This window comes from Pseudomonas sp. TE12508 (assembly GCF_056279485.1).
Window position 1 is genome coordinate 61,448 of sequence record NZ_JBWCCN010000008.1, and the last position, 23,211, is coordinate 84,658.

Annotated in this window: 28 protein-coding genes; 21 read left to right on the forward strand and 7 right to left on the reverse strand. The window is 57.4% G+C overall.

Annotated features, from left to right (window positions below; translation table 11 throughout):
- Position 1 precedes the first annotated feature (1 nt).
- Positions 2-589, reverse strand: a complete 588-nt coding sequence (locus tag ACZ9IM_RS12745; RefSeq protein WP_476224121.1) for a hypothetical protein — start codon at positions 587-589, stop codon at positions 2-4.
- Positions 590-704: 115 nt separating this feature from the next.
- On the opposite strand from ACZ9IM_RS12745, the gene ACZ9IM_RS12750 reads away from it, so the two are divergent.
- From ACZ9IM_RS12750 to ACZ9IM_RS12780, 7 genes are all read left to right on the forward strand, one after another.
- Positions 705-1,949 carry a DNA circularization protein gene (locus tag ACZ9IM_RS12750; RefSeq protein WP_476224122.1) on the forward strand — a complete coding sequence of 415 codons (1,245 nt, stop codon included), beginning with the start codon at positions 705-707 and terminating at the stop codon, positions 1,947-1,949.
- Complete coding sequence (locus tag ACZ9IM_RS12755) at positions 1,942-3,063, forward strand: phage baseplate assembly protein (protein WP_476224123.1); 1,122 nt, start codon at positions 1,942-1,944, stop codon at positions 3,061-3,063. Before ACZ9IM_RS12750 ends, ACZ9IM_RS12755 begins: the two co-directional genes overlap by 8 nt.
- A complete protein-coding gene (locus ACZ9IM_RS12760; protein WP_476224124.1) occupies positions 3,060-3,551 on the forward strand; it encodes a phage baseplate assembly protein V in 492 nt (163 codons plus the stop codon). The genes ACZ9IM_RS12755 and ACZ9IM_RS12760 overlap by 4 nt, the downstream gene beginning before the upstream one ends.
- Positions 3,551-4,018, forward strand: coding sequence for a phage GP46 family protein (locus ACZ9IM_RS12765; protein ID WP_476224125.1), 468 nt, complete (start codon positions 3,551-3,553; stop codon positions 4,016-4,018). Before ACZ9IM_RS12760 ends, ACZ9IM_RS12765 begins: the two co-directional genes overlap by 1 nt.
- Positions 4,018-5,076, forward strand: a complete 1,059-nt coding sequence (locus tag ACZ9IM_RS12770) for a baseplate J/gp47 family protein (RefSeq protein ID WP_476224126.1) — start codon at positions 4,018-4,020, stop codon at positions 5,074-5,076. Before ACZ9IM_RS12765 ends, ACZ9IM_RS12770 begins: the two co-directional genes overlap by 1 nt.
- Positions 5,077-5,084: 8 nt before the next feature.
- Positions 5,085-5,675 carry a YmfQ family protein gene (locus ACZ9IM_RS12775; protein WP_476224127.1) on the forward strand — a complete coding sequence of 197 codons (591 nt, stop codon included), beginning with the start codon at positions 5,085-5,087 and terminating at the stop codon, positions 5,673-5,675.
- A gap of 854 nt (positions 5,676-6,529) precedes the next feature.
- Positions 6,530-6,940 (forward strand): tail fiber assembly protein, encoded by a 411-nt coding sequence (locus tag ACZ9IM_RS12780; protein ID WP_476224128.1) that lies wholly within the window; start codon positions 6,530-6,532, stop codon positions 6,938-6,940.
- On the opposite strand, the gene ACZ9IM_RS12785 is transcribed toward ACZ9IM_RS12780, so the two are convergent.
- Positions 6,937-8,022 carry an acyltransferase family protein gene (locus ACZ9IM_RS12785; RefSeq protein ID WP_476224129.1) on the reverse strand — a complete coding sequence of 362 codons (1,086 nt, stop codon included), beginning with the start codon at positions 8,020-8,022 and terminating at the stop codon, positions 6,937-6,939. The genes ACZ9IM_RS12780 and ACZ9IM_RS12785 overlap by 4 nt on opposite strands.
- A gap of 168 nt (positions 8,023-8,190) precedes the next feature.
- Here ACZ9IM_RS12785 and ACZ9IM_RS12790 point away from each other — a divergent pair, with 168 nt between their 5' ends.
- From ACZ9IM_RS12790 to ACZ9IM_RS12810, 5 genes are all read left to right on the forward strand, one after another.
- The gene (locus ACZ9IM_RS12790; RefSeq protein ID WP_476224130.1) at positions 8,191-8,616 is read left to right on the forward strand and encodes a cell wall hydrolase; all 426 of its coding nucleotides are present in this window, start codon (positions 8,191-8,193) and stop codon (positions 8,614-8,616) included.
- Positions 8,613-9,122, forward strand: a complete 510-nt coding sequence (locus ACZ9IM_RS12795) for a lysis system i-spanin subunit Rz (protein WP_476224131.1) — start codon at positions 8,613-8,615, stop codon at positions 9,120-9,122. The genes ACZ9IM_RS12790 and ACZ9IM_RS12795 overlap by 4 nt, the downstream gene beginning before the upstream one ends.
- A 75-nt stretch (positions 9,123-9,197) precedes the next feature.
- Positions 9,198-9,497, forward strand: a complete 300-nt coding sequence (locus tag ACZ9IM_RS12800; RefSeq protein WP_476224132.1) for a hypothetical protein — start codon at positions 9,198-9,200, stop codon at positions 9,495-9,497.
- Between the two features lie 503 nt (positions 9,498-10,000).
- The gene (locus ACZ9IM_RS12805) at positions 10,001-10,468 is read left to right on the forward strand and encodes an anti-virulence regulator CigR family protein (protein ID WP_192343331.1); all 468 of its coding nucleotides are present in this window, start codon (positions 10,001-10,003) and stop codon (positions 10,466-10,468) included.
- A 174-nt stretch (positions 10,469-10,642) separates the two neighbouring features.
- Positions 10,643-11,119, forward strand: a complete 477-nt coding sequence (locus ACZ9IM_RS12810) for a hypothetical protein (RefSeq protein ID WP_476224133.1) — start codon at positions 10,643-10,645, stop codon at positions 11,117-11,119.
- Positions 11,120-11,174: 55 nt separating this feature from the next.
- On the opposite strand, the gene ACZ9IM_RS12815 is transcribed toward ACZ9IM_RS12810, so the two are convergent.
- Positions 11,175-12,389, reverse strand: coding sequence for an MFS transporter (locus ACZ9IM_RS12815; protein WP_476224134.1), 1,215 nt, complete (start codon positions 12,387-12,389; stop codon positions 11,175-11,177).
- A gap of 113 nt (positions 12,390-12,502) precedes the next feature.
- Between ACZ9IM_RS12815 and ACZ9IM_RS12820 the strand changes: the two genes are divergently transcribed.
- The gene (locus tag ACZ9IM_RS12820; protein WP_427627995.1) at positions 12,503-12,958 is read left to right on the forward strand and encodes a DUF2214 family protein; all 456 of its coding nucleotides are present in this window, start codon (positions 12,503-12,505) and stop codon (positions 12,956-12,958) included.
- Between the two features lie 194 nt (positions 12,959-13,152).
- On the opposite strand, the gene csrA is transcribed toward ACZ9IM_RS12820, so the two are convergent.
- Complete coding sequence (csrA, locus tag ACZ9IM_RS12825; protein ID WP_007905913.1) at positions 13,153-13,347, reverse strand: carbon storage regulator CsrA; 195 nt, start codon at positions 13,345-13,347, stop codon at positions 13,153-13,155.
- A 249-nt stretch (positions 13,348-13,596) separates the two neighbouring features.
- On the opposite strand from csrA, the gene ACZ9IM_RS12830 reads away from it, so the two are divergent.
- On the forward strand, positions 13,597-13,962 hold the full coding sequence (locus ACZ9IM_RS12830; RefSeq protein WP_063340424.1) for a hypothetical protein: 366 nt from the start codon (positions 13,597-13,599) through the stop codon (positions 13,960-13,962).
- A gap of 74 nt (positions 13,963-14,036) precedes the next feature.
- Here ACZ9IM_RS12830 and ACZ9IM_RS12835 read toward each other — a convergent pair whose 3' ends face one another.
- The 3 genes from ACZ9IM_RS12835 to ACZ9IM_RS12845 form a co-directional block, all read right to left on the reverse strand.
- Positions 14,037-14,726: an endonuclease gene (locus tag ACZ9IM_RS12835; RefSeq protein ID WP_427627993.1), complete on the reverse strand. Its 690-nt coding sequence runs from the start codon at positions 14,724-14,726 to the stop codon at positions 14,037-14,039.
- 4 nt (positions 14,727-14,730) lie between these two features.
- A complete protein-coding gene (locus ACZ9IM_RS12840; RefSeq protein WP_032830731.1) occupies positions 14,731-15,021 on the reverse strand; it encodes a DUF1654 domain-containing protein in 291 nt (96 codons plus the stop codon).
- A 162-nt stretch (positions 15,022-15,183) separates the two neighbouring features.
- Positions 15,184-16,272 carry an asparaginase gene (locus ACZ9IM_RS12845; protein WP_401177078.1) on the reverse strand — a complete coding sequence of 363 codons (1,089 nt, stop codon included), beginning with the start codon at positions 16,270-16,272 and terminating at the stop codon, positions 15,184-15,186.
- A gap of 336 nt (positions 16,273-16,608) precedes the next feature.
- Between ACZ9IM_RS12845 and ACZ9IM_RS12850 the strand changes: the two genes are divergently transcribed.
- The 7 genes from ACZ9IM_RS12850 (at position 16,609) to rbsD (ending at position 23,182) form a co-directional block, all read left to right on the forward strand.
- Positions 16,609-17,061 carry a hypothetical protein gene (locus tag ACZ9IM_RS12850; RefSeq protein ID WP_476224135.1) on the forward strand — a complete coding sequence of 151 codons (453 nt, stop codon included), beginning with the start codon at positions 16,609-16,611 and terminating at the stop codon, positions 17,059-17,061.
- 179 nt (positions 17,062-17,240) lie between these two features.
- Positions 17,241-18,197, forward strand: a complete 957-nt coding sequence (locus ACZ9IM_RS12855) for a sugar ABC transporter substrate-binding protein (RefSeq protein ID WP_123356334.1) — start codon at positions 17,241-17,243, stop codon at positions 18,195-18,197.
- A 56-nt stretch (positions 18,198-18,253) separates the two neighbouring features.
- Positions 18,254-19,807 (forward strand): sugar ABC transporter ATP-binding protein, encoded by a 1,554-nt coding sequence (locus tag ACZ9IM_RS12860; RefSeq protein WP_427627990.1) that lies wholly within the window; start codon positions 18,254-18,256, stop codon positions 19,805-19,807.
- On the forward strand, positions 19,804-20,781 hold the full coding sequence (locus ACZ9IM_RS12865) for an ABC transporter permease (RefSeq protein ID WP_007905898.1): 978 nt from the start codon (positions 19,804-19,806) through the stop codon (positions 20,779-20,781). Before ACZ9IM_RS12860 ends, ACZ9IM_RS12865 begins: the two co-directional genes overlap by 4 nt.
- A 3-nt stretch (positions 20,782-20,784) precedes the next feature.
- Entirely contained in the window at positions 20,785-21,804 is a 1,020-nt protein-coding gene (locus ACZ9IM_RS12870) for a LacI family DNA-binding transcriptional regulator (protein WP_476224136.1), read from the forward strand.
- Positions 21,805-21,863: 59 nt separating this feature from the next.
- A complete protein-coding gene (gene rbsK / locus ACZ9IM_RS12875) occupies positions 21,864-22,781 on the forward strand; it encodes a ribokinase (RefSeq protein WP_427627986.1) in 918 nt (305 codons plus the stop codon).
- Complete coding sequence (gene rbsD / locus ACZ9IM_RS12880) at positions 22,778-23,182, forward strand: D-ribose pyranase (RefSeq protein ID WP_476224137.1); 405 nt, start codon at positions 22,778-22,780, stop codon at positions 23,180-23,182. The genes rbsK and rbsD overlap by 4 nt, the downstream gene beginning before the upstream one ends.
- The last annotated feature ends 29 nt before the right edge of the window (positions 23,183-23,211 follow it).

Below are 23,211 nucleotides of genomic sequence, written 5' to 3' on the forward strand. Positions count from 1 at the left end.
GTTATTTTTTCATGGCCTCGATAAACGAGCTCGAGCTGGCCTCTGCCTTGGCTGTTTCGGCAGCCTTGGCCTTCAGCGCATCGATCTGTGTATTAACCTCAATCAACCCGACAGGTTCGAGAACTGTCAGTGACCGGTGAATGCTGAACGTAGCGGCAACCCCTTCCTTGTAGTAAGCCCGGGAATTGCCAGCCCCGCTTTTCAGCCAGCCGTCAGCAAGTAATGCCTGCTCCAACACTTCACGCTCGGTGAGATGGAAGTCCAGGCGAATAGACCTGTAAGACAATTTCTCAGGAGGCACTGTCGATATCTTCGGCTCGGTGCGGGAATCGGTTTTACTGGAAAAGTTGTCTTTGCCATTGAAAAACACCGAAGCGCTGTCGGCCTTCGCGCCGTAAATCACCGTGGGCTTGTTTCGCTTGCACTCGTAATAGCTGTACTTGTCCTCGCATTGTGTGAACCCAAGCTCTTTGCCGGCGGCGGGAGTACCGGGCACAGACAAACCGGCAACCTGAACGGTCTGAAGGCGTTCCTCGGCGTGGGCGACGCCTGCCAACAGCAAAACAACAACAGCTCCAAGCTTTTTCATAACGCAATCCCTTCTGTGAATTCGCCTCATCATAAATGGCTTCTCGTTGTTTGTGCGGACGTGCATTTGAACTTCACCAGCCCGGCAGACGCCCGGGCTTTGCCGGAGCGAGGACATGACCTGGCGAGATAACTACCGCCCCGCAAGTTTTCGCGGCGCAGTTTTTTTTGTTGAAAAAGCAGATAGCACCCACGGTCGCCGTCAGGCTGTGCATGAGCACGCGCAGCGCGATGTTCCTTACACCGAAGATCTAGGTCGCAAGGCACGGGAGTTCTCCGTATCTGGTTACCTGATCGGTCTGGAGTATCAGACCCAGCGCGATGAACTGATCAAGGCTTGCGAAACCGCCGGTCCAGGCGTGCTTGTCCATCCGTATCGCGGCGAAATGACCGTCGAATGTCGTGGTCTGGGTGTTGGGGAAAGCGCTGCTGACGGCGGCATGTGCATGGTGACCCTCACGTTCCTTGAGGCGGGGGAGGCGTCGTACCCGACAGCGAAGGTCGATACGGTCAATGCCATCAGCGCCAAGGGCAACGCCGTCACCGACGCCGCGGGGAAAGGGTTGGTGTCAGACTTCCTGACGACGGGTTTCCCAGCCTATGTTGCTGAGGCTGCCGCAAGCGGTCTTGCCGACATCGGAGAGTTCATGTCCGCACCGGGCATCAGCCTTGGGGGTGAGCTGCAAGCGGCATCCGATTTTTATCAGCAAGCCAAAGACCTTGCTTCAGATGCATTCTCGTTGGTTCAGCAGCCATTGCAGATGGTCAGCAGAATTCAGAGCCTGATCGGCTCGGTTCGCTCGGCGTTCGGCAACAACTCCCTGAATATGCTGACCGGGCTGTTCGACCGATCCACCACAAGCTACACCGGCAGTACAGCAACCCCCAGCCGCCGACAGCAGGCGACCAACTTTACGGCGATGAATGCTTATGTGCGTCAAGCGGCGATCGCCGAGGCGGCGAAAGCCGCTGTCGTGACGCAGGTACCGGTCGTAACTGCGGGCGGCCTGACGCAGATCAGCACGAAGCCAACGGTGTATGACAGCTACCAGTCCGCGATTAAGGTTCGCGATGACCTAGTGGAGCGCATCGACACTGAAAGCGAAACGACTCCAAACGATGAGCTTTACGTTGCATTGTCCGACCTGCGCACCAGCGTGGTTCAAGCTGTGCCGAGCCCCGATCAGGACTTGGCCCGGATCGTTCAGTACTCACCGCGCGAGACACTCCCGGCGCTGCTGGTGGCCTATCGACTTTATGGAGATGCGGGTCGTTCCGATGAGATCGCAGCGCGCAACAGCCCGCGTCACCCTGGGTTCTTGATCGGCGGCACTCCGCTCGAGGTACTGGCAGATGGATGACCTGGAGCTGTTGGTCAACGGCATGAACTATTCAGGCTGGACGTCTATCGGTGTAACTCGGGCAATCGATGCGGCAACCACGGCTTTCACTGTCACATTGACGGAGCGGTGGGAGGGTGGAGAGTCCACACCGGCACAGATCGAGCCTTGGCCAATCGTGCCAGGGGATGTTTGCGAAGTGCGCCTGGCTGGGGTGTCGATGGTGAACGGCTACGTCGATATCTTCAAACCGTCCTTCAGTTCAACTGATCACACGATCAACATCCAAGGCCGGGACAAAAACGAGGATCTGGTCGACTGCAGCGCTGTCCACTCGCCGGACGAGTGGAAGAACGTCGACCTGTTGCGGTTCGCGCAAGCGCTGGCCAGACCATTCGGCGTAAAGGTTGTTGCCGATGTCGATGTAGGGGCCCCATTCCCAGTATGCAAACTGCAGCAGGGTGAAACCGCGTTCAAGGCGATCGAGCGTTACGCCCGGCAGCGTCGGGTCTTGTTGATGCCTGATGGCGCCGGCGGCCTGCTCATCACTCGGGCTGGCGGTCGCCGAGCGATTGTGGGTCTGGTGCAGGGGGAGAACATCCTCAGCGCCGAGGGAACCATCGATCATAGCCAGCGCTTCAGCAGCTATCTGATCAAAGGTCAGGCCAGCTACAGCCCTGACAGCACAGGCGAAACCGAGGCTCATATAGAGGGCTCTGTCACCGACAGCGGCATCGCGCGCTATCGGCCGATGCTGATTGTGGCGGAAACCGGCGGTACCGCTGCGGGCTTACAAGAGCGCGCCACCTGGGAGGCCAACAGCCGAATCGGCAAGTCCGCCTCCGCAAGTGTGAAAGTTCAGGGTTGGCGTCAGCGCCCGGGTGGTCCGCTATGGGAGCCAGGGATGCTGGTCTATGTGCGGTCGCCGTGGTTGCGGTGTGATGGGGAAATGATCATCCGACAAGTCACGTATGAGCGCGGAGAGGGCGGCACCACCAGCAAGCTCGACATTGTCAGCCCGCAGGCCTTCGCACCAGAGCCACCGGACAGCAAAAGCAAGGACGCCAAGAAGGGCAAAGCATCAGGCCGCAACATCTGGCGAGAAGCCATCGGCGAAGAGGATCCACCTAAATGAGCGAACTATTGAGCCGAGTCATGATGATGTTCGGCCGCGGTGTGCTGCGCGGCACCAAGGACGACGGGCCTAGACAACAGGTCCAGGTCGAACTCCTCAAAGGAGAGGTTCGCGACGACGTGGAACACATGCAGAACTACGGATTCACCAGTCATGCGACTGGTGGTGACTGCGCCGTGGCCTTTCTGGGCGGCAATCGCGAGCAAGGCATTGTGCTGGTGGTCGATGACCGCCGGTTCCGGCTTGCTCTTCAGCCTGGCGAGGTCGCTATCTATGACGACCTTGGAAACAAGATCGAGTTGCTGCGCGACATGGTTAAGGTCACGGCCATTACCAAATTGCAGATCGACGCGCCAATGGGGGAGCTCAACATCAACGATCTCGCGATCAATGGTGCCACGTTCAAACACAATGGCAAGGAAATCGGCAGCACCCACAAACATGGCGGCGTTACAGCTGGGTCTGGTTCTTCAGGAGTGCCTGTCTGATGGCCGATGCCGCAATGATAATGACCGAAAACGGCGGTGATCTGATGCTGGCTGGGTTTGACCTGGCCCGCGACGATGGTCTTCAAACTGCTGTGATCATTAGCTTGTTCACGGATCGCCGGGCCAGCCCCGAACAGATCCCCGTGGAACTGCCGCAGGACGACCTGCGCGGCTACTGGGGAGATATCAGCAACGCCACTCCGTCTGACCAAACCGGTTCGCTGCTCTGGTTGCTGGCCCGGGAAAAACAACTCCCGCAAGTCCTGAGCAGGGCGCAGCAGTATTGCCGCGAGGCTTTGGCTTGGATGGTCGAAGACCTGATCGCAACCCGCGTTGAGGTGACTGCTGAGTTCGCCGCTCGTGGCTGGATGCTGATTCTCGTCGATATTTACCGGCCGACTGGCTCGCCAGTTCGTTACCGGTTCAACTACGAATGGGCGGCTCAAGCCGCGAAGGGGTATACCTGATGCCATTTGCTCGACCTTCTCTGACCGAGCTTATAGATCGTGTGATCACAGACATCAGCAGCCGGGTGACTGGTGTTGAAAGCGCAGTGCTTCGCCGGTCGTTGCTGGGCATTGTCGGCCAGTCTGAAGCTGGCGCCGTGCATATGCTGTACGGATACCTCGACTGGATCGCCAAACAAACAATCATTGACACCGCCGAGAAGGAATATCTGGAGCGCTGGGCGGCAATCTGGAAAGTGATCCGCAAAACCGCCGGTTTCGCCAGTGGGCAGATCGCCCTATCGGGTGCGACAGGTAGTGTCATTCCTGGCGGGACTATCGTTCAGCGGCAGGATGGTGTGCAGTACAAGACGATGGGCGACGGCGTATTCGCCGCCGGACCTCTGATCATCCCAGTGCTGGCGCTGGAGGCGGGGGCGAACGGTAACTTTGGCACAGGTCTACCTGTGCTCCTGCTTTCTCCAATCGCTGGCGTCCAGTCCACCGGGACCACCACATCCGAGCTTTCTGGTGGCGTTGACGTCGAAACCGACCCGCAGCTGTTGGCGCGACTTCTTGCCCGCATTCAGAAGCCACCCCATGGCGGCTCAGAATCTGACTATGAACTCTGGGCTCTGGAGGTCGCTGGCGTAACACGTGTTTGGGTCTACCCCATGCAAATGGGAGCCGGGACTGTGACCGTGTTGTTCGTCTGCGACGGACTGCCAGACATCATACCGACAACCCCAAAGGTGGCCGAGGTTCAGGCTTACATCGAGGCGAGACGGCCAGTGACGGCTGAGGTGTTTGTTGCCGCACCGGTTCCTGATCCTCTGGATATGACTATCAAGTTGGCGCCGAATACCGCCGCCGTTCAGGCCGCCGTCCGCGCCGAGCTTCAAGATCTGATTGACCGCGATTCTCGGCCAGGTGTCGCAACACTGATCAGTCGTCTGCGCGAAGCGGTGTCGCTTGCGGCCGGCGAGGACAACAACGAGATCGTCACCCCAGCAGCGGATGTCCCTCATGCCACCGGCCACATGGCAGTACTTGGCACCCTGACATTCTCCAACCTGTAGGAGGTTTGATGCGAACAGCTGCTGAATACAGGGAGCAGCTGAAAGCGCTGCTCCCACCTGGGCAGGCATTCCCGCGCGATCCAGGTACGACGCTTCACGATTTACTGGATGGTATGTCCATCGAATTTGCGCGCCTGGATTTGAGAAGTGAAACGCTTCCATCAGAGGCCAATCCATCAACGACCAATGAGCTGTTGACCGATTGGGAGCGAGTTGCGGGGCTTCCTGACAAGTGTTCAGGGATGCTCGAGCAAACGCTGCAGGGACGGAAAAAGTCGTTGCTCACGAAACTAACCAGCACGGGCGGGCAATCCCCGGCCTACTTCATCGAACTCGCCGCATCACTCGGCTATACCGTGACCATCTCAGAATACCGGCCCTTTCGTGCTGGATGGTCATCTGCGGGCGACGCTCTGACAAATGGTGCATGGGTGTTTACTTGGCTTGTTCGAGCGCCCGAGGTAAGCGTCACCGACTTTAGGGCTGGTCTTTCGGCCGCAGGAGAGCGCTTACGCACATGGGGCAATGACACCCTTGAATGCAAATTGAATCAGCTTAAACCGGCTCACACGATCGCGATCTTCGCGTACGGAGAATAATCGATGCATAGAATTGACGGCCCGGGGGCCACAGTTGATAACAAGTTCACTGATGGGGATCCAGTCGGCGGGGTTGAGGCCACTCTAGTTACCGATGACTGGCTGAATGATGTTCAGGAGAACATCATGGCTGTATTAGTTGCTGCTGGAGTAGCGCCAACAAAGGGGCGTGCCGCGGATCTGCTGGACTCCATAAAGAAAGTCGCTCCTGGCCGACTGATTAACACACAAATCATCACTTCGACAGGGGCCTATACCCCGACGTCAGGTATGACTAAATGTCGTGTCCGAATGGCAGGTGGATCAGGCGGTACCGGTGCAGTACAGACCACAACTGCTTCCCAGCAGGCTAGTGGACCAGGAAGTGCATCTGGCAGTTATGCAGAGGGCTGGTTTACTGCCGCTCAAATTGGAGCAAGCCAAGTTGTCACCATTGGAGGGGCTGGTACAGCCGGCGTAGCGGGAGGGGCAGCAGCTGGTGCTGGCGGAGCTACGTCGCTTGGTTCGTTGATGAGCGCACCTGGTGGCCTTGGATCTAGCGTCGGCGCTGCCACAGCAACCACGACAATTATGCAGATCGCCGGAGCCAGCCCGGGGGCAATAGCAACTGGCGGGTCAGTGGTGAATTTGAAGGGGCAGCCTGGCGGAAATAGCCTCGCTGGCGGCGGCCTCATAACTGGTGTCGGCGGTAGCAATCCTATTGGTATTGGCGGCCCCGCCGTAGGTATTGGCGGGGCAGGCGTTCAAGGTACGGGATTTGGCGCCGGCACATCCGGATCCAGCAACGATGTCTCCTCTGCGGCTAAGAACGGCCTAGCCGGGCTGCCTGGCGGCATCATCATTGAGGAGTACGCATGATGGGTGAAGTGCAGAACTATGCAGTGATCGACACCGCCTCGGGGATTGTGGTCAATACCATTGTCTGGGATGGCGAGCCGCCATGGGCGCCGCCGGATGGTTGCGCGGCAGTCCAGTCGAACATTGCCGCAATTGGGTGGAGCTATGCCGACGGGGTGTTTTCTCCGCCACCAGAAGTGGCCCCTTCGCCTACTGATATCCTGGCCAGCAATCAATATCAGCAGGCATCTCTGCTGTCCCAAGCGTCCCAAGCCATGGCGCCAGTCCTTGTTTCGCTGCAGCTCGGAGACGCTACCGATGCTGAGACGACAACCGCCAAGGCTTGGCAGGCCTATTACCGCGCACTTCAAGCGGTTGACCTCACGCAAGCCTCGCCAGTGTGGCCGGTCGCTCCGATCGCTATTTAAACAGCGACGCGCCTAGCTTCAGTAGATGCTTCTTGCTTCGCAGGGTTCTTTTTAAACGCAAGGAAGCGCTTCTCTACCAGGTGCCACGATGCCGCTCCTGCAATCCATGCCAGCGGTATGGAGATCATAATTAGTTGATGCGGTGTTGTTCCTGGCATGGCTTTAACAATCAACTGCTGGATAAGGAATCCGTACAGGTATATCCCGTAAGAAAAATCCTCTATATAGGCTGGAAGCTTGATTGTTTTGGCATATGCGAAATAAATGCACGCGTAGAATGCTGTGGCTGCGCAGACAAATATGTATGCAGGAGTTCCATGTGAAAGGAACGATATCAAGATCAGTAGAGCTAAAAATCCAATGCTGTGAGGGATGAATTCTTTGTTGTTGTAGGCCAATGCACCTGCGGCAAACATCCCGGAAACCCAGAGTGCGTTCGGGTCTTGGCCAATCATCGGGAAATAATTTGGGAAAAAGGAGGCTGCTACCAACGCAATTATGGAAACGTTCGATGCCGCCCTTGATGTGATCAGGCCTGCCGCACCAATTAGCGCTACCAGCAAATAAAGCCTGCCCTCAACCGATATCGTCCAAAGGCTACCATTGGCGACGCTTGCGAATTCTGTGCCAGTGAACGTAACGCCCGGCAGGCTCGGAACGTACCCAAGAAGCGATGCGTTGGTAAGGAAGAATTTAGCCGTTTCGCTGCTTGTCAGGTAAGTAGAGATAGGCAGTGTTGTCAGTAGCGGGCCAACAATGAATGCCATGATAAGGCAGCAAACGATGATGCCTGGAAATATTCGCAGAGCCCTTGAACGGAGAAAATCCAAAAGATTGGTTCTGTTTTTGAAGCTGGCGAAAACAAGTAGACCACTCAGTACGAAGAATATATCTAGTCCAACTTTTGCAGCCTGTCGGTAGCCAGTAGCTGATAGGAACGGCTCCACGCAAGAGTTGCATACTTCTGAAAGTCTATAGGAATGACCAAAGATCACGAGGGTTGCCGCTAGCAACCTAAGTAACAGGATGTTGTTCGAGTGGCCTTTTTCAAAAATTAACTGGCCAATAGTCTTAGTTCCCATTCGTTCTTCCCTGCGCACATTTATTGACCGAATATAAAGGGCGGATATGTACCATATTTTGGGTTGTTTTTCGACATTTTGTCAGAATCTCTGCCCATCAACTGGCAGCAACTGTTGTAGACCCACAGCCCGCCGCTAAGCGGGCTTTTTTTCGTCTGGAGAAAAGTAATGACTGCAATCGAGAAAGACCGCGATATTTTGGCGCGGACGCTGTGGGGTGAGGCGCGTGGTGAAAGCCTGGCCGGCCAGATCGCCGTGGCCTGGACCATCCGCAACCGTGTGAACGACGGCAAGGCCCAGTCGTGGTGGGGGGAGGGCTACACCGGAGTGTGCTTGAAGCCTTACCAGTTCAGCTGCTGGAACAAGAATGACCCGAACTTCGCCTACCTCAGCGGCGCGAAGCCGATCCCGTCCGGACAGTTCGCTCAAGCGCAGAAGGCTGCCGACCTGGTGATGTCTGGCGCGGAACCAGATCCTACCGACGGCGCCACGCACTACTACGCGACCACCATGCCGAAGGCTCCGATCTGGACTATGGGTGCGAAACAGACACTGAAGCTCGGCCACCACATCTTCTTCAAGGATGTGCCATGAGTCCTGCGGCGTGGAAATTTGGCGGTGTGCTGGTGCTGATGCTCGTCACTGTCGGGGGGGCGTGGAAGGTGCAGGACTGGCGCTATGGCAAGCAGCTCGCCGAACAGGCCGGCCTGCATCAGGACGACCTGACCGCCATCAGCAACGCGGCCGCAGCCCAGGTCAGCGCCGATCAGAACAAGCGACTCGCGCTCGAGCAGCGCTTATCGATCAGCGAACAATCACACTACAAGGAACTGAGCGATGCTCAAAAGAATCAGGATCGCCTGCGCGATCGCCTTGCCACTTCTAATCTGCGGTTGTCAGTCATTCTTGACGCCGAGGATTCAGCCGGTGGCTGCTCAATGCCAGCCGGTACCGAAGCCGGCAGCGTGGTTCATGGAAGAGCGCGTGCCCGACTTGACCCAGCGCATGCTCAACGAATTGTCGCCATCACCGACGACGGCGATCAAGGATTGATTGCGTTGACTGCGTGTCAGGCTTATGTCAGAGAGCTGAACCGCTGACCGCCGATCAGCGCAACGTTGAAAATCGCTCGGCGGATTGTCGATACTGTTTTTTTATCCAGTATTGAGCGAGCAATGCAATTCCTGATTGTGACCATGAGAGAGCGCGGTGTCGCCAGAGCGAAAAGGGATATCGCCAGTGCTGAGCCAGTGAGGGGCGATATCATTTTCGCCAGCTCACCATCTGACATCCTCAAAAGAACGTCCAGCACTGCATCTCTGCGGCATGGTGCCTGGCCGGGTGATGTGCCACCGCTTCGACCGCTTCTTGATGCTCGCCTGACCAGTATGGCAACGCTCGGTTTTACGTTAAGCGGCCTGGAGGAAGTCGACGGTGTTCTGTATGCGCAGTCTTGGTATTGCCGGGAGGTTTGATTGTGTTTCGGGCGGCAGGACGCCGGGAGAAAGGGGTGACTACTGTAGGAATATACAACGCTAAGTTATTGATTCTTATAGGATGATCTGTCGGTTTTTGAAGTCTTTTAAGATGCCATGTTTTCCTTTGATTTCAATAGGTTACAACGGCTTCAAGGTCACCTTGACATGGTGGGGGTCGTTGGTTCGAGTCCAATCGCGCCTACCAAACAAAATCCGCTCTGCTGGGCGGTCTAGAAGGGCTCACCGAAAGGTGGGCCCTTTTTTGTTGTCTGCGATTTGCAAAACTTTTGCAAAACCCCACTTAAAACGCCAACTCGGCGCCCACCTCCAGGTGCTCGATTTTCTTTTCCCGGTTATCAACTGACTGGGCCAGCTTTGCTCTCCAATCGTTCGGTTTTTCCCGTCTGGCCTGTCGCCACCTTCAGCGAACAGAGTTTCTGAACTAACACAGCCATAACCGTCTACATTGCAGGGGGCATCCCCTTTCTGAGAGAACGGATATGTTTAGATCTCGCTCGTTGATTGCCGCTATGACGTGTCTTGCCTTGGCGTCCGGTTCAATGACTGCATTGGCCGACCCGGGAAACGGGAAGGGCCAGGGAAGCGGCAAGGGAAATCCACAAAACATCCAGGACCATGGCAACGCCAGCCATGGAAACAAAGGCAAAGGTTCAGGGGGGGACGATTGGAGTCACGGCCCGAGCATCAACCACGGAAGTGTCCTCGGTATCCTGGGTGGTTATCGCGACTACTGGAGCCCCGGGCCCGCCTTGCCACCCGGCATTCAAAAAAACCTCGCCCGTGGAAAACCGCTACCGCCGGGGATCGCCAAAAAACTCGATGGCCGATTGCTCGGCAGGCTTCCGCATTACGATGGCTACGAGTGGCGCCAGGCTGGCACTGACTTGATATTGGTGGCGATCGCTACCGGGATCATCTACGAGGTTCTCAATGGCGCATTCGATTGATATGAAACCGACCAATTCAATCGCGTCCTCGCAGCATAACGACCTGTAAATCACGGGAAGCAATGTGCATTGTTCGATAACTGCACATTGCCTGCCCGCTGGTCGTCGGCTTTTGAACTGTGTGCCGCCGAAACAGTCAATTACTCCGTGCAATCAACCATACGGAATCTCCCCATGTTATTAAAAAACAAGAGTTTTGCAGCCGTCATGTCATGCGTGATGATGCTCGCAGCCGCCCCATTATTGCCTGCTGACCTGTCCATCATGAGTTCCGCCTATGCGAAGGGTGGTGGTGGTGGTGGTGGTAACGGCGGCGGCAATGGTGGTGGTAACGGTGGTGGCAATGGCGGCGGTAACGGCGGTGGCCACGGTAGTTCCGGCCATTCCGGCGGCGTCAGCAATGGCCACGGCAATGGTTTGAGCAGTGATCACGCAGGCAAAGCTGTTCGCGACCGTGGTCTCAGTGGCAACCACTACGGTAACGATCGTAATGGTGATAGCGGCCATGGTTCTGTGACTTCGGGTATTGCGAATTCCCGGGATACGCGAGGAGTAACGAAGGCTTCTGCCATTTCGACCTCCACGCCCGGTGATCATAATGCGAAAGGATTAAGCAACGCTCGCACTTCGACTTCAAAAAGAACAGATTAAGTCCAAAATTCTCAAAAGCCGGGTATCCGTCAGGAGCCCGGCTTTTTTGCGCCCGCTATTTGCCAATTGAATCGGGCACAGGGACGGCAGTTGCATTGCTCGCCCTGGCAAAAAGCGCCACGCCCACCCCGATCAAGCCAGTGATCACCGCCAGCAGCAGAATGACTTTCTGTGCTCCCAGAGGGGCGGCCAACAAGGCGATCAGTAATCCGGCCAATGGTTGAGAAAGATTGTTCAGCAAGGTAATGACGCCCACGGTCTTGCCGAAGTCCTTGGGCGGAATTACCCGCTGGCGGATGCTGCGGATGTATACGTTGAACATCTTGTCGAAACCGACAATCAGCAGGAAGCCGATGGCATACCCCCAAGCGTTCGGACTGAAGGCAGTGGTCAGAGCGCCGGTGGCAATCATCGTATAAGAAACGACTCCCAGTACTCTCATCGGTAAGGTCACCCGCGCCAGGAAGAACAGAATGACGATGGTGGTCACCGCCCCGGCGGCTTGCAGCCCTGCATAAAAGTCTTTGCTGGCGCTGTATTGGCCGATCACCATGGCTGCTGATGTGGCCAGGGTGATACCGATGATCAGGTTCACGCCCACCGCCAGGCTGATCACCTTCTGCAGTTCCGCCAGGTCGCGAATATGCCCGAATGCAATGCGCAGCGGTTGCAGCCAGATGTCCTGATGTTGCTCGAACGACTCCAGAGTGATCGAGCTGGTGCGTTGCCAGATCAGCATCGCCAGATCAGCCAGCAGAAACAGCCCGGCAATCCCCAGCACCACCCAGTGCCACGCCCAGATTTCCAGCATCAGTGCCGCGACCAGTGGGCCGAGCACCAGCCCGGTCTGATCGGCGATCTGCGAATAGGAGAGGGTCTTGGTGTAGGTGTATTGCTTGAAAATGTAGGGCATGACCACTTCGCGGGCCATGATGCCCTGGGTGGTCAGCACGCCGCACAGCACGGACAGAATCACGATCCAGTAGATGCCATCAAACACGCCATACAGTGCCACGGCTGCGACGCAGGCCGCTGCACGGTAGACCTGGCTGATGTGCAGGATGCGAATGGGCGAAAACTTGTCGCACAGTGCACCGCATACGGGAAATGCCAGAAAGCGCGGCAACGACTCGGCAAAAAAAGCCAGGCCGGCCAAAGAGACACTGTTGGTGGTCTGAAAGACAATCAGCGGGACGATGAACAGCAGGATCTGGTCAGCCAGCCGGGACAGGAACAGCGAGATAAAGAAAGCCAGGTAATCCTTACGCATAGTGACCTCATGTCGATGGCGGTGTATCAGCGGAGCCACGAGCTTTGGGCAAATATCCTCCGATGGACTACTACTGTAGGGCTGTTTCAACTTCGTCTATAAGGAGTATGTCGATGCTGGCTCACTGGTTTCTGGCGGCGATTCACCTTTTGGCCTTTGCACTGGGCTTCTGGGCGGTACTGACCCGCGGTACGGCTTTACGTCGTCTGATTGCCGGGACGGGGGAGGCGCGCAGCGTTCTGGTGGCGGATAATCTGTGGGGGATCTCTGCAGTCATTCTCTTGGTCACGGGAGGGATGCGAGCTTTTGGTGGGTATGAAAAAGGCACTGATTACTACCTTCACCAGCCGCTGTTTCACCTCAAAATGACGCTCTTCGTCCTTATCCTGCTGCTTGAAATTGCACCGATGGTGGCGCTGATCAAATGGCGGATTGCGTTGGGTCGTGGGGCGGCGATCGATACCGGGCGCGCAACGCTATTTGCTCGTATCAGTCATATCGAGGCGCTGCTGCTGGTGCTGATGGTTGTGGCCGCCACGGGCATGGCGCGTGGGGTCGCGTTTGGCTAGCCGGGAAGGAGGAAGCCCTTTCTCGCAGCAAATCCGAAACGTCTGACAGTCAGGCATGAGGCGAGGGCGCTAGTATCGGCTCCACGTTGCGAAGGCATAGCAAAGAGAGGCTGGGCGGAGAGCGATGCGGTGCTTGAATCTTTAGCCAGCCGTTATTCGAGGCAGAATGGGCTGGCTACTGACCACAGCAGGATTCAGGGTGTTTGCGGTTTGTCTGGGGCGGTCAGGCCGGCCTGAATGCGTTGATAGATTTCTTCGCGATGCACCGCAACGTCTTTCGGGGCGTTGATGCCAATCCGGACTTGCTGGCCGCTAACGCCCAGAATGGTGATCGTAATGTTGTCACCGATGTTTATGCTTTCACCGACTTTGCGGGTGAGTATCAGCATGGTTTTCTCCTTGATTGCTTTGTAGGGCACCTGATTCGGACAGTGCAGAGGTCGGTATAGGTATAGATTAGTGCGAAGTCTCGCAGTTTGGGTGCCTCTTTCTGACGCGCAGATGCTGCATTAATTCCCAAGGCGTAACTATACAGAGGCCGCAACCATCATTCTCGTTGTTTTGCGCCCATTTTGCGGCGCTCGAGCAGGATCCATGAGTGTTAAAATCGCTGCTTTCAGCATTCAGAGGGAAGCGTTGTGCGCAAAGTGGCCTTGGTAATCGCAGTATTGACGTTGGCCGGGTGCGATGAGGGTAAGGGGGTTAACGCGCAAAAGCCGCAACCGACAGTCGCTTCCGCACCCGCGGCGACAACCGGTCCGCAATGGGACGTCGAGGTGCGCGGCGAAACCCCCCAGGCGGTCAGCGACCTGAGCGGCTGGCTGATTGAGCATAGCTTCGTTTCCAGCGTCATCAGGGAGAATGGAAAGGTTCGGATCCTGATAGGGCCGTTTAATTCGAAAACCGAGGCAGAAGCCAAGCAAGCTGAGGTGACGGCAGCGCTCACCCGGGCAAAGAAAAGGAATATCGAGTCGCTGGTGGTCGAACATCCGACGGCTCAATAAACAAAAAACGGCGTTTAGAAACGAACAAAGGCCTGGGGTGTAACGCCCCAGGCCTTTGTGTTTTCAGCGGCCGGTCAGCCGCAGGTTTTCATGTCCACCGGGCCGACAAACTCGTTGCCGCGCCCCATCACGCACGCAACGCTCTGATTGCGTTGACGTTCCCAGGTTTGTACCGGATAGGTTTTATTCCAGGCTTCATACAGTTGCCGATCCTGTTTTGACAGGCGCAAGCCGTATTGCTTACTCATGTAGAAATAAGTCCGGGCGATCATGCCGCGAATGGAAGGGCGGGGCATGACCTTCTTCGCCTTGAAGTCGACCTGTGTCAGGCACGAACCGTATTGACCGGTTTGCACGGGCAACCAGCCGAAGCTGAAGTTGCTGCGATCGCCATTCACTTCGCCGATGCTCGGCACCAGATTGTGCAGATCGGCCTCGGCTTTCTGATAGGTCGGGTCGTACCGTGTGCAGTTCTTGCGACCGCCTTGTTGCCAGCATTCGCGCAGATGGCCGATCTGCCAGGCCGGGACAATGTGCTCCCACTCGATGCGCGAGGCGCGTTTGGCGTTTTTGCGCGGCACATAGCCGCAGGCGGCCAAGTCCACGCGGTTGCCGGTGTATTTGCAGCCGCAATAAAACTCGGTGGATTGCGGGGCGTACAACTTCCACGCGACTTTCTTTGCTTCGTTGAAGGTGCGTGGGGCGCCAGCCTGGGCGCCGAGGGTGATGAGCAGCAGCAGTAAAGCAAACCAGCGGACACTCATTGACTCAGTCTTCCTTTGGCACAACCCAGAAAATCTGCACACCGCCATCGTCGCGATGGGCGAGGGTGACGTTATCGTTCTCGTCGATTTCTTCGAGCAAGCGTTCCCACTCATCCACCGGTTCATCTGGAAGACGGAAGATCAGTGCCGCTTTGGCTTTTTGGGCTGTGGGGGAATTGATGATTTTCTGAATGCGCATACCCAGGCGTTCATAGGTATCAGGAGAGACAGAGGTAGTGGCCACGGAATTATCCTTATTAAGCTGTACGGGCATACAGTATTTAACTGTAAGCATTTTCGCAACTGCTTAAAATTCAAGAAAATCCTCTGACAGTAGTTTTTTCCGTTTGGTGTAGGACGATGGGAAATTTTTTATCGGAATAGGTCGTGAACCACTCACCAAGGCTGGCGAGTGGTGGCAGCGATGCCCGACCAGAACAGGTCGGGCGAGGGTGGATCAGTATTCCCAGAACATCCGTTGCAGCTCTTTGCTGTCGTTGGTCTTGGTCAGCGCGACCATGGCCAGGATGCGGGCTTTTTGCGGGTTCAGGTCGTTAGCCACAACCCAGTCGTACTTGTCGTCAGGCTGTTCGGCGTTACGCAGCACGAAACCACCGGCGTTGACGTGGGAAGAACGAATGATTTGTACGCCGTCCTTGCGCAGGGCTTGCAGGGCGGGAACCACGCGGGACGAGACCGAGCCATTGCCGGTACCGGCGTGGATGATGGCTTTGGCGCCCGATTGAGCCAGGGCTTTGTAGGCGGTGTCGCTGACGTTGCCATAGGAATAGGCGATTTCGACGTCAGCCAGGCTCTTGATGGTTTTGATGTCGAATTCCGAATCCATGGTGTGGCGCTTGGCTGGCAAGCGGAACCAGTAGGATTTGCCTTCGACCACCATGCCCAGTGGGCCCCAGGCACTTTTGAACGCCTCGGTCTTGATGTTGATCATTTTGCTGACATCGCGACCCGACTGGATTTCATCGTTCATGGTCACCAGTACGCCTTTGCCGCGCGCGTCTTTGCTGCTGGCCACGGCGACGGCGTTGTACAGGTTCAGCATGCCGTCGGCCGACATGGCGGTGCCAGGGCGCATGGAGCCTACGACGATGATCGGCTTGTCGGTTTTTTCCACCAGATTGAGGAAGTAAGCGGTTTCTTCCAGCGTGTCGGTGCCGTGGGTGATGACAATGCCATCGACGTCTTTGCTGTCGGCCAGTTCAGCCACGCGACGGCCCAGTTGCAGCAGGTTGTCGTTGGTGATGCTTTCGGATGCGATCTGCATGACCTGTTCGCCGCGAACGTTGGCCAATTGGCTTAGTTCCGGAACCCCTGCGATCAGCTGTTCGATACCGACTTTCGCCGCTTGATAGGTGGCGCTATTCGCGGCACTGGCTCCCGCGCCGGCAATGGTGCCGCCAGTGGCCAGGATCACCACGTTTGCCAATTTCTGTTGGGTTTCGACTTCTTTTGCCTGAAGGGCGGTGGGCAGAAGCAATAGCAGGGCCAAAGCGCCCGGAATAAAAGTGTTGAAGGCAGATTTCATTATTGTTTTCTCTCGTAGTGAAACGTTGCGGATGCAGGTTCATCTAGACACGCCCCCAAGCAGATCTGAACGCCGGGGGTGTAGGAGAAGAGCAGGATCTGTACCAGCCTGATATTCAACAATAAGATCTTTTAACCATATGATTTTTATATGAATTATTGAAACGTCTGGAAAAGTATTCACACTTGGGTGTCCGGGTTTCCGAACATGTGTAGCTTTTACGTTCGGCTCTCCGACCCTCATTGAGACAGTCGACTTGCAAAATCGGAAATCAGTGCTAAAGAAACCCCCGTGCAGGTCGATGCTCCTTTAAAGGGATCTTTTCCAGGAGTTCATATGTCGTTTACTGTCGGTTTTCCAAATGCAGGTGCCATCACTATCGCGGGCAAGTCCCCGGCGACCATCAACGCCTTGAGTGAAGCGACGTCCGACGCCTCAGCCCAAGCGCTGGGTGAAGAGGCGGGTAGTGACAACCAAGTCAGAACCGGTGGCGGTGCGCAGACTCAGAGCGAAAGCAAATCCGAAAAAAGCAGCAATCAAAGTATTGCGGTGCAGGTACTGCTCAAACGCATGCAGGAACTTCAGCAGCAACTGCGCGAACAGCAGCAACAACTGGCGGCCGCTCAGGCAGCGAATTATCCGACCCCGGAAGCCAAAGCCACCGCGGTCATGTCGATTCAGGGGCAAATCGCCGATACCAGCGGTGCGCTCGCGCAAGTGACAGGCAATCTGGTCAAAGAGCTGGCCAAGGGTTCCAGCAGTGGCAGTCTGGTCAGCACCACAGCGTGATGTAAAAGGGTTGGCTTTTGCCAACCGAGACACAGAACGGGTCGTTGACAAATCTCGATAGGGTTCGCATAGTTCGGTCTACGCAAACGTTTGCGCGGTCGCCCTTGATGGCTTGATCCCGTAAGGGCAGAGTCCAGCGCAAGCATTGCTCAGAATAATCATAAGATCGGAGTGAACCCATGAAGCTGCCATTCGCTGGACGTCTTCTCGCTGTCGCAATGCTGGCTGCCGCATCCGCCGCGTTGCCAGTCTCTTCGGCTTTCGCCGAAACCCCTGAAAAACCTAAAGTCGCATTGGTCATGAAATCCCTGGCCAACGAATTCTTCCTGACCATGGAAGACGGCGCCAAGGCTTACCAGAAAGACCACTCCGGCGACTTCGAGCTGATCTCCAACGGCATCAAGGACGAGACGGACACGGCCGGCCAGACGCGCATCGTCGAGCAAATGATTTTGTCCAAAGTCAACGCATTGGTCATCGCTCCGGCAGACTCCAAGGCCATGGTCCCGGTCATCAAGAAGGCAGTCGATGCCGGCATCACCGTGATCAACATCGATAATCAGCTGGACCCGGCCGTGGTCAAAAGCAAAAACATCACCGTTCCGTTCGTAGGCCCGGACAACCGCAAAGGCGCGCGTCTGGTGGGTGAGTACCTGGCCAAACAGCTGAAGGCTGGTGACGAAGTCGGCATCATCGAAGGCGTTTCCACCACCACCAACGCCCAGCAGCGTACGGCTGGCTTCAAGGATGCGATGGAGGCGGCGCAGATCAAAGTCGTGTCCCTGCAGTCCGGCGATTGGGAAATCGACAAGGGCGGCAAGGTTGCCTCGTCGATGCTCAGCGAATACCCGAACATCAAGGCCCTGTTGGCCGGCAACGACAGCATGGCCGTCGGCGCAGTCTCTGCCGTGCGCGCGGCGGGCAAGGCCGGCAAGGTGCAGGTGGTTGGTTATGACAACATCAACGCCATCAAGCCAATGCTCAAGGATGGCCGCGTCCTGGCCACCGCCGACCAGTTTGCTGCCCGGCAAGCGGTGTTCGGCATTGAGACTGCGCTGAAGATCATCAAGGGCGAGACAGTCGATAGCGGCGTCAATGGCGTCATCGAAACTCCGGTAGAGCTGGTTACCAAGTAGTCTTTCTGGCGACACAACGGTGCTCGCCTCTTGGGGCGAGCACATGGAGAGTTTTTATGTCCGTTTGCGCCCCGAACGCTGTCCTCTCGGTCAGCGGTATCGGTAAAACCTATGCCCAACCTGTCCTCACCGGTATCGACCTGACGCTGATGCGCGGTGAAGTGCTGGCGCTGACCGGTGAGAATGGTGCCGGCAAAAGCACGCTGTCGAAAATCATTGGCGGACTGGTCACGCCGACCACCGGCCAGATGCAATTCCAGGGGCAGGATTACCGTCCAGGCAGCCGGAGCCAGGCCGAAGAGCTGGGCATCCGTATGGTCATGCAAGAACTCAATCTGTTGCCGACGTTGTCGGTGGCGGAAAACCTGTTTCTCGACAACCTGCCCAGTCACGGTGGCTGGATCAGCCGCAAGCAATTGCGCAAGGCGGCGATCGAGGCCATGGCCCAGGTCGGCTTGGACGCCATCGATCCAGATACTTTGGTTGGTGAGCTAGGTATTGGTCATCAGCAAATGGTCGAGATCGCTCGCAACCTGATCGGCGATTGCCACGTACTGATTCTCGACGAGCCGACAGCAATGCTCACGGCCCGTGAAGTCGAAATGCTGTTCGAGCAGATCACTCGCCTGCAGGCTCGTGGTGTGTCGATCATCTACATTTCCCACCGCCTCGAAGAACTGGCAAGGGTGGCCCAGCGCATCGCGGTATTGCGCGACGGCAACCTGGTCTGCGTCGAGCCGATGGCCAATTACAACAGCGAGCAACTGGTCACCTTGATGGTCGGCCGTGAATTGGGCGAGCACATCGACATGGGGCCGCGCAAGATCGGCGCGCCGGCTTTGACGGTCAAAGGGCTGACCCGTTCTGACAAGGTCCGCGACGTGTCTTTCGAAGTGCGCGCCGGCGAGATTTTCGGGATTTCCGGTTTGATCGGGGCAGGGCGCACCGAGTTGCTGCGCTTGATCTTCGGCGCCGATACAGCCGACAGCGGCACCGTCGCGCTGGGCGCGTCGGCCCAGGTGGTGAATATTCGTTCGCCGGCCGACGCGGTTGGTCACGGCATCGCCCTGATCACCGAAGACCGCAAAGGCGAAGGCCTGCTGCTGACACAATCGATCAGCGCCAACATTGCCTTGGGCAATATGCCGGTGATTTCCAGCGGCGGCTTCGTCAACAACGGTGACGAGATGTCTCTGGCCCAGCGTCAGATCAACGCCATGCGCATTCGCAGTTCCAGCCCGACGCAACTGGTATCGGAACTGTCCGGCGGTAATCAGCAGAAAGTCGTGATCGGCCGCTGGCTCGAGCGCGACTGCACGGTGATGCTGTTCGACGAGCCGACCCGTGGCATCGACGTCGGCGCCAAGTTCGATATCTACGCATTACTCGGTGAGTTGACCCGTCAGGGCAAAGCGCTGGTAGTGGTGTCCAGCGACCTGCGCGAACTGATGCTGATCTGCGATCGCATCGGTGTGCTGTCCGCAGGGCGTCTGATTGACACCTTCGAGCGTGACAGCTGGACCCAGGATGATTTGCTTGCCGCCGCTTTCGCCGGCTACCAAAAACGTGATGCGTTGCTCAACGAAGCAGCGCCTAGGGATCTTCCATGAATACTGCATCTTTGGCCGGCAAACGTAGTGGCAATTTTTACGGACTCGGCACATATCTGGGCCTGGCCGGTGCCTTGCTGGCGATGGTCGCGCTGTTCTCGGTCCTGAGCAGCCATTTCCTGTCTTACGACACCTTCAGCACTCTGGCCAACCAGATTCCCGATTTGATGGTACTGGCGGTCGGCATGACCTTCGTATTGATCATCGGCGGTATCGACTTGTCGGTGGGGTCGGTACTGGCGCTCGCGGCCTCGGCGGTCAGCGTGGCGATTCTCGGTTGGGGCTGGAGCGTCTTGCCTGCGGCCTTGCTCGGCATGGCGGTGGCGGCATTGGCCGGGACCATCACCGGCTCGATCACCGTGGCCTGGCGGATTCCGTCGTTCATCGTGTCCCTCGGTGTGCTGGAAATGGCGCGGGGCCTGGCGTACCAAATGACCGGTTCGCGCACCGCCTACATCGGTGATGCCTTCGCCTGGCTGTCCAACCCGATCGCCTTCGGCATCTCGCCGTCGTTCATCATTGCCTTGCTGATTATCTTCATCGCCCAGGCTGTGCTGACGCGTACGGTGTTCGGTCGTTACCTGATCGGCATCGGCACCAACGAAGAGGCGGTGCGTCTGGCGGGGATCAATCCGAAACCTTACAAGATCCTGGTCTTCAGTCTGATGGGGCTGCTGGCCGGTATCGCCGCGTTGTTTCAGATTTCTCGCCTGGAAGCGGCGGACCCGAACGCCGGCTCCGGTCTGGAGCTGCAGGTGATCGCCGCGGTCGTGATCGGCGGCACCAGCCTGATGGGCGGGCGCGGCTCGGTCATCAGTACATTCTTTGGCGTCCTTATTATCTCGGTACTGGCGGCCGGTCTGGCGCAGATCGGCGCGACCGAACCCACCAAACGCATCATCACCGGTGCGGTGATCGTGGTGGCGGTGGTGCTTGATACTTATCGCAGTCAGCGCGCAAGCCGGCGGACCTGAGTCATGGCAACAATCAAGGATGTAGCGGCACTCGCGGGCATCTCCTACACCACGGTTTCCCATGTGGTGAACAAGACGCGGCCGGTCAGTGAGGAAGTACGGGTCAAGGTCGAGGCGGCGATCAAAAGCCTCGACTACGTGCCCAGTGCCGTGGCCCGGTCGTTGAAAGCGAAAACCACCGCGACCATCGGCCTGCTGGTGCCCAACAGCCTCAACCCGTACTTCGCTGAATTGGCCCGTGGCATCGAGGATTACTGCGAGCGCAACGGCTATTGCGTCATCCTCTGCAACTCCGACGACAACCCGGACAAGCAACGCAGTTACCTTCGCGTGTTGCTGGAAAAACGCATTGACGGCCTGATCGTTGCCTCAGCCGGGGGTGATAGCGGTCTGGCCGAAGGTCTGGCGGGTGTGCGTACGCCGATGGTAATCGTCGACCGTGGGCTCGAAGGTCTCGATGCCGATCTGGTGCGCATCGATCATGAATACGGTGCCTACCTGGCGACCCGGCACCTGCTGGATCTGGGGCATCGGGACATCGCCACGATTGGCGGGCCGGCGAGTACCAGCGTGGCGCAGATGCGTCTGGCCGGTTATTGCCGCGCCTTGAAAGAGGCAGGCGTCGAAGTGCCGCGCGAGCGCATGCTGGAAAGCGACTTCACCAGCACTGGTGGTTACAACGCCGCCGCGATACTGCTGGAAAACAACCCGCCCAGCGCGATCTTCGCCGGTAACGACATGATTGGCATCGGTGTGTTGCGCGCCGCTGCCGAGCGCAATATTCGTGTGCCCACCGAGTTGTCGGTGATCGGCTTCGACGACATCCAGATGAGCCGTTACGTCTATCCGGCGCTGACCACCGTTGGTCAATCGATCCTGCAGCTTGGCGAGATGGCGGCCGAAGTGCTGTTGCGCAGGATTGCCACGCCGGATCTGGCAACCGATCAGCGCATCGTGACGCCCAATATTGTCCTGCGCGAATCGACTGCGCCGCTGGCCAGTGTGTTTGCCCACTTCCGCTAAACAAAAAGTACCGCTGAAACCGAAAGTACCGCAGAAACAGAATTGACGAGTAGTGATGTATGCCAGCAAAAGTAGTGGTAATAGGCAGCCTGAACATGGACCTGGTAACCCGGGCGCCACGGCTGCCCCGTGGTGGTGAAACGCTGATCGGCGAATCGTTTGCCACGGTTTCCGGCGGCAAGGGCGCGAACCAGGCCGTGGCTGCGGCTCGGCTGGGGGCGCAAGTGTCGATGGTCGGTTGTGTCGGCAACGACGCCTATGGCGAAGCGCTGCGCGGGGCGTTGTTGGCCGAGCAGATCGATTGCCAGGCGGTCAGCACGGTCGAAGATTCCAGTGGCGTAGCGTTGATCGTGGTCGATGACAACAGTCAGAACTCGATCGTGATTGTTGCCGGTGCCAACGGTGCGCTCACGCCCGAAGTGATCGACCGTTTTGACGCGGTGTTACAAGCGGCGGATGTCATCATCTGTCAGCTGGAAGTACCGGATGCCACGGTCGGCCATGCTCTGAAGCGCGGTCGTGAGCTGGGTAAAACCGTGATTCTCAATCCGGCGCCGGCCAGCCGCCCGCTGCCGGCGGATTGGTATGCGGCCATCGATTACCTGATCCCCAACGAAAGCGAAGCCTCGGCCCTGAGCGGTTTGCCGGTGGACTCCCTGAGCACCGCCGAAACTGCCGCCACCCGCTTGATCGCCATGGGCGCCGGCAAAGTGATCATCACCCTGGGTTCTCAAGGATCACTGTTCGCCGATGGCCAACGCTTCGAGCATTTCCCGGCAGCGAAAGTGAAGGCGGTCGATACCACCGCAGCCGGCGACACGTTCGTCGGTGGTTTCGCCGCGGCGTTGGCGGCCGGCAAGCGCGAGGCCGATGCGATCCGTTTCGGCCAGGTCGCCGCAGCGCTGTCGGTCACCCGGGCTGGCGCGCAACCTTCGATTCCCACCTTGTCCGACGTACAGGCCTTTAAAGCACCATGAAAAAGACTCCTTTGCTCAACGTCGCGCTGTCGCGGCTGATCGCCTCCCTGGGCCATGGCGACACGGTGGTGATCGGCGATGCCGGCCTGCCGGTTCCACCCGGCGTCGAATTGATCGACCTGGCCTTGACTCACGGCATTCCGGATTTCATCAGTACCTTGAAGGTCGTACTGAGCGAAATGCAGGTCGAAAGCCATGTGCTGGCCCATGAGATTCTGGACAAGAAACCGTCGGCCTTGGGCACGCTGGATGAACTGAATGCCGAAGGTGCGCTGGGCCGGCGCGAACTGCTCAGTCACGACCAATTCAAAGCACTCAGCCGACAAGCACGGGCGATTATTCGTACAGGCGAATGTCAGCCGTACTGCAACATCGTACTGGTGGCTGGAGTAACGTTTTAACGTTCCGTTCTTCCCACGCACAAGGAGTG

Coding starts and splice junctions, on each gene's coding strand:
- ACZ9IM_RS12790 (WP_476224130.1), top strand. CDS start 8,191: ATGACTGCAATCGAGAAAGACCGCGATATTTTGGCGCGGACGCTGTGG.
- ACZ9IM_RS12785 (WP_476224129.1), bottom strand. CDS start 8,022: ATGGGAACTAAGACTATTGGCCAGTTAATTTTTGAAAAAGGCCACTCG.
- ACZ9IM_RS12760 (WP_476224124.1), top strand. CDS start 3,060: ATGAGCGAACTATTGAGCCGAGTCATGATGATGTTCGGCCGCGGTGTG.
- ACZ9IM_RS12750 (WP_476224122.1), top strand. CDS start 705: ATGACCTGGCGAGATAACTACCGCCCCGCAAGTTTTCGCGGCGCAGTT.
- ACZ9IM_RS12850 (WP_476224135.1), top strand. CDS start 16,609: ATGTCGTTTACTGTCGGTTTTCCAAATGCAGGTGCCATCACTATCGCG.
- rbsK (WP_427627986.1), top strand. CDS start 21,864: ATGCCAGCAAAAGTAGTGGTAATAGGCAGCCTGAACATGGACCTGGTA.
- ACZ9IM_RS12820 (WP_427627995.1), top strand. CDS start 12,503: ATGCTGGCTCACTGGTTTCTGGCGGCGATTCACCTTTTGGCCTTTGCA.
- ACZ9IM_RS12800 (WP_476224132.1), top strand. CDS start 9,198: ATGCAATTCCTGATTGTGACCATGAGAGAGCGCGGTGTCGCCAGAGCG.
- ACZ9IM_RS12865 (WP_007905898.1), top strand. CDS start 19,804: ATGAATACTGCATCTTTGGCCGGCAAACGTAGTGGCAATTTTTACGGA.
- ACZ9IM_RS12860 (WP_427627990.1), top strand. CDS start 18,254: ATGTCCGTTTGCGCCCCGAACGCTGTCCTCTCGGTCAGCGGTATCGGT.
- csrA (WP_007905913.1), bottom strand. CDS start 13,347: ATGCTGATACTCACCCGCAAAGTCGGTGAAAGCATAAACATCGGTGAC.
- rbsD (WP_476224137.1), top strand. CDS start 22,778: ATGAAAAAGACTCCTTTGCTCAACGTCGCGCTGTCGCGGCTGATCGCC.
- ACZ9IM_RS12775 (WP_476224127.1), top strand. CDS start 5,085: ATGCGAACAGCTGCTGAATACAGGGAGCAGCTGAAAGCGCTGCTCCCA.
- ACZ9IM_RS12845 (WP_401177078.1), bottom strand. CDS start 16,272: ATGAAATCTGCCTTCAACACTTTTATTCCGGGCGCTTTGGCCCTGCTA.
- ACZ9IM_RS12780 (WP_476224128.1), top strand. CDS start 6,530: ATGATGGGTGAAGTGCAGAACTATGCAGTGATCGACACCGCCTCGGGG.
- ACZ9IM_RS12870 (WP_476224136.1), top strand. CDS start 20,785: ATGGCAACAATCAAGGATGTAGCGGCACTCGCGGGCATCTCCTACACC.
- ACZ9IM_RS12795 (WP_476224131.1), top strand. CDS start 8,613: ATGAGTCCTGCGGCGTGGAAATTTGGCGGTGTGCTGGTGCTGATGCTC.
- ACZ9IM_RS12765 (WP_476224125.1), top strand. CDS start 3,551: ATGGCCGATGCCGCAATGATAATGACCGAAAACGGCGGTGATCTGATG.
- ACZ9IM_RS12855 (WP_123356334.1), top strand. CDS start 17,241: ATGAAGCTGCCATTCGCTGGACGTCTTCTCGCTGTCGCAATGCTGGCT.
- ACZ9IM_RS12840 (WP_032830731.1), bottom strand. CDS start 15,021: ATGCTTACAGTTAAATACTGTATGCCCGTACAGCTTAATAAGGATAAT.
- ACZ9IM_RS12805 (WP_192343331.1), top strand. CDS start 10,001: ATGTTTAGATCTCGCTCGTTGATTGCCGCTATGACGTGTCTTGCCTTG.
- ACZ9IM_RS12745 (WP_476224121.1), bottom strand. CDS start 589: ATGAAAAAGCTTGGAGCTGTTGTTGTTTTGCTGTTGGCAGGCGTCGCC.
- ACZ9IM_RS12755 (WP_476224123.1), top strand. CDS start 1,942: ATGGATGACCTGGAGCTGTTGGTCAACGGCATGAACTATTCAGGCTGG.
- ACZ9IM_RS12835 (WP_427627993.1), bottom strand. CDS start 14,726: ATGAGTGTCCGCTGGTTTGCTTTACTGCTGCTGCTCATCACCCTCGGC.
- ACZ9IM_RS12810 (WP_476224133.1), top strand. CDS start 10,643: ATGTTATTAAAAAACAAGAGTTTTGCAGCCGTCATGTCATGCGTGATG.
- ACZ9IM_RS12770 (WP_476224126.1), top strand. CDS start 4,018: ATGCCATTTGCTCGACCTTCTCTGACCGAGCTTATAGATCGTGTGATC.
- ACZ9IM_RS12815 (WP_476224134.1), bottom strand. CDS start 12,389: ATGCGTAAGGATTACCTGGCTTTCTTTATCTCGCTGTTCCTGTCCCGG.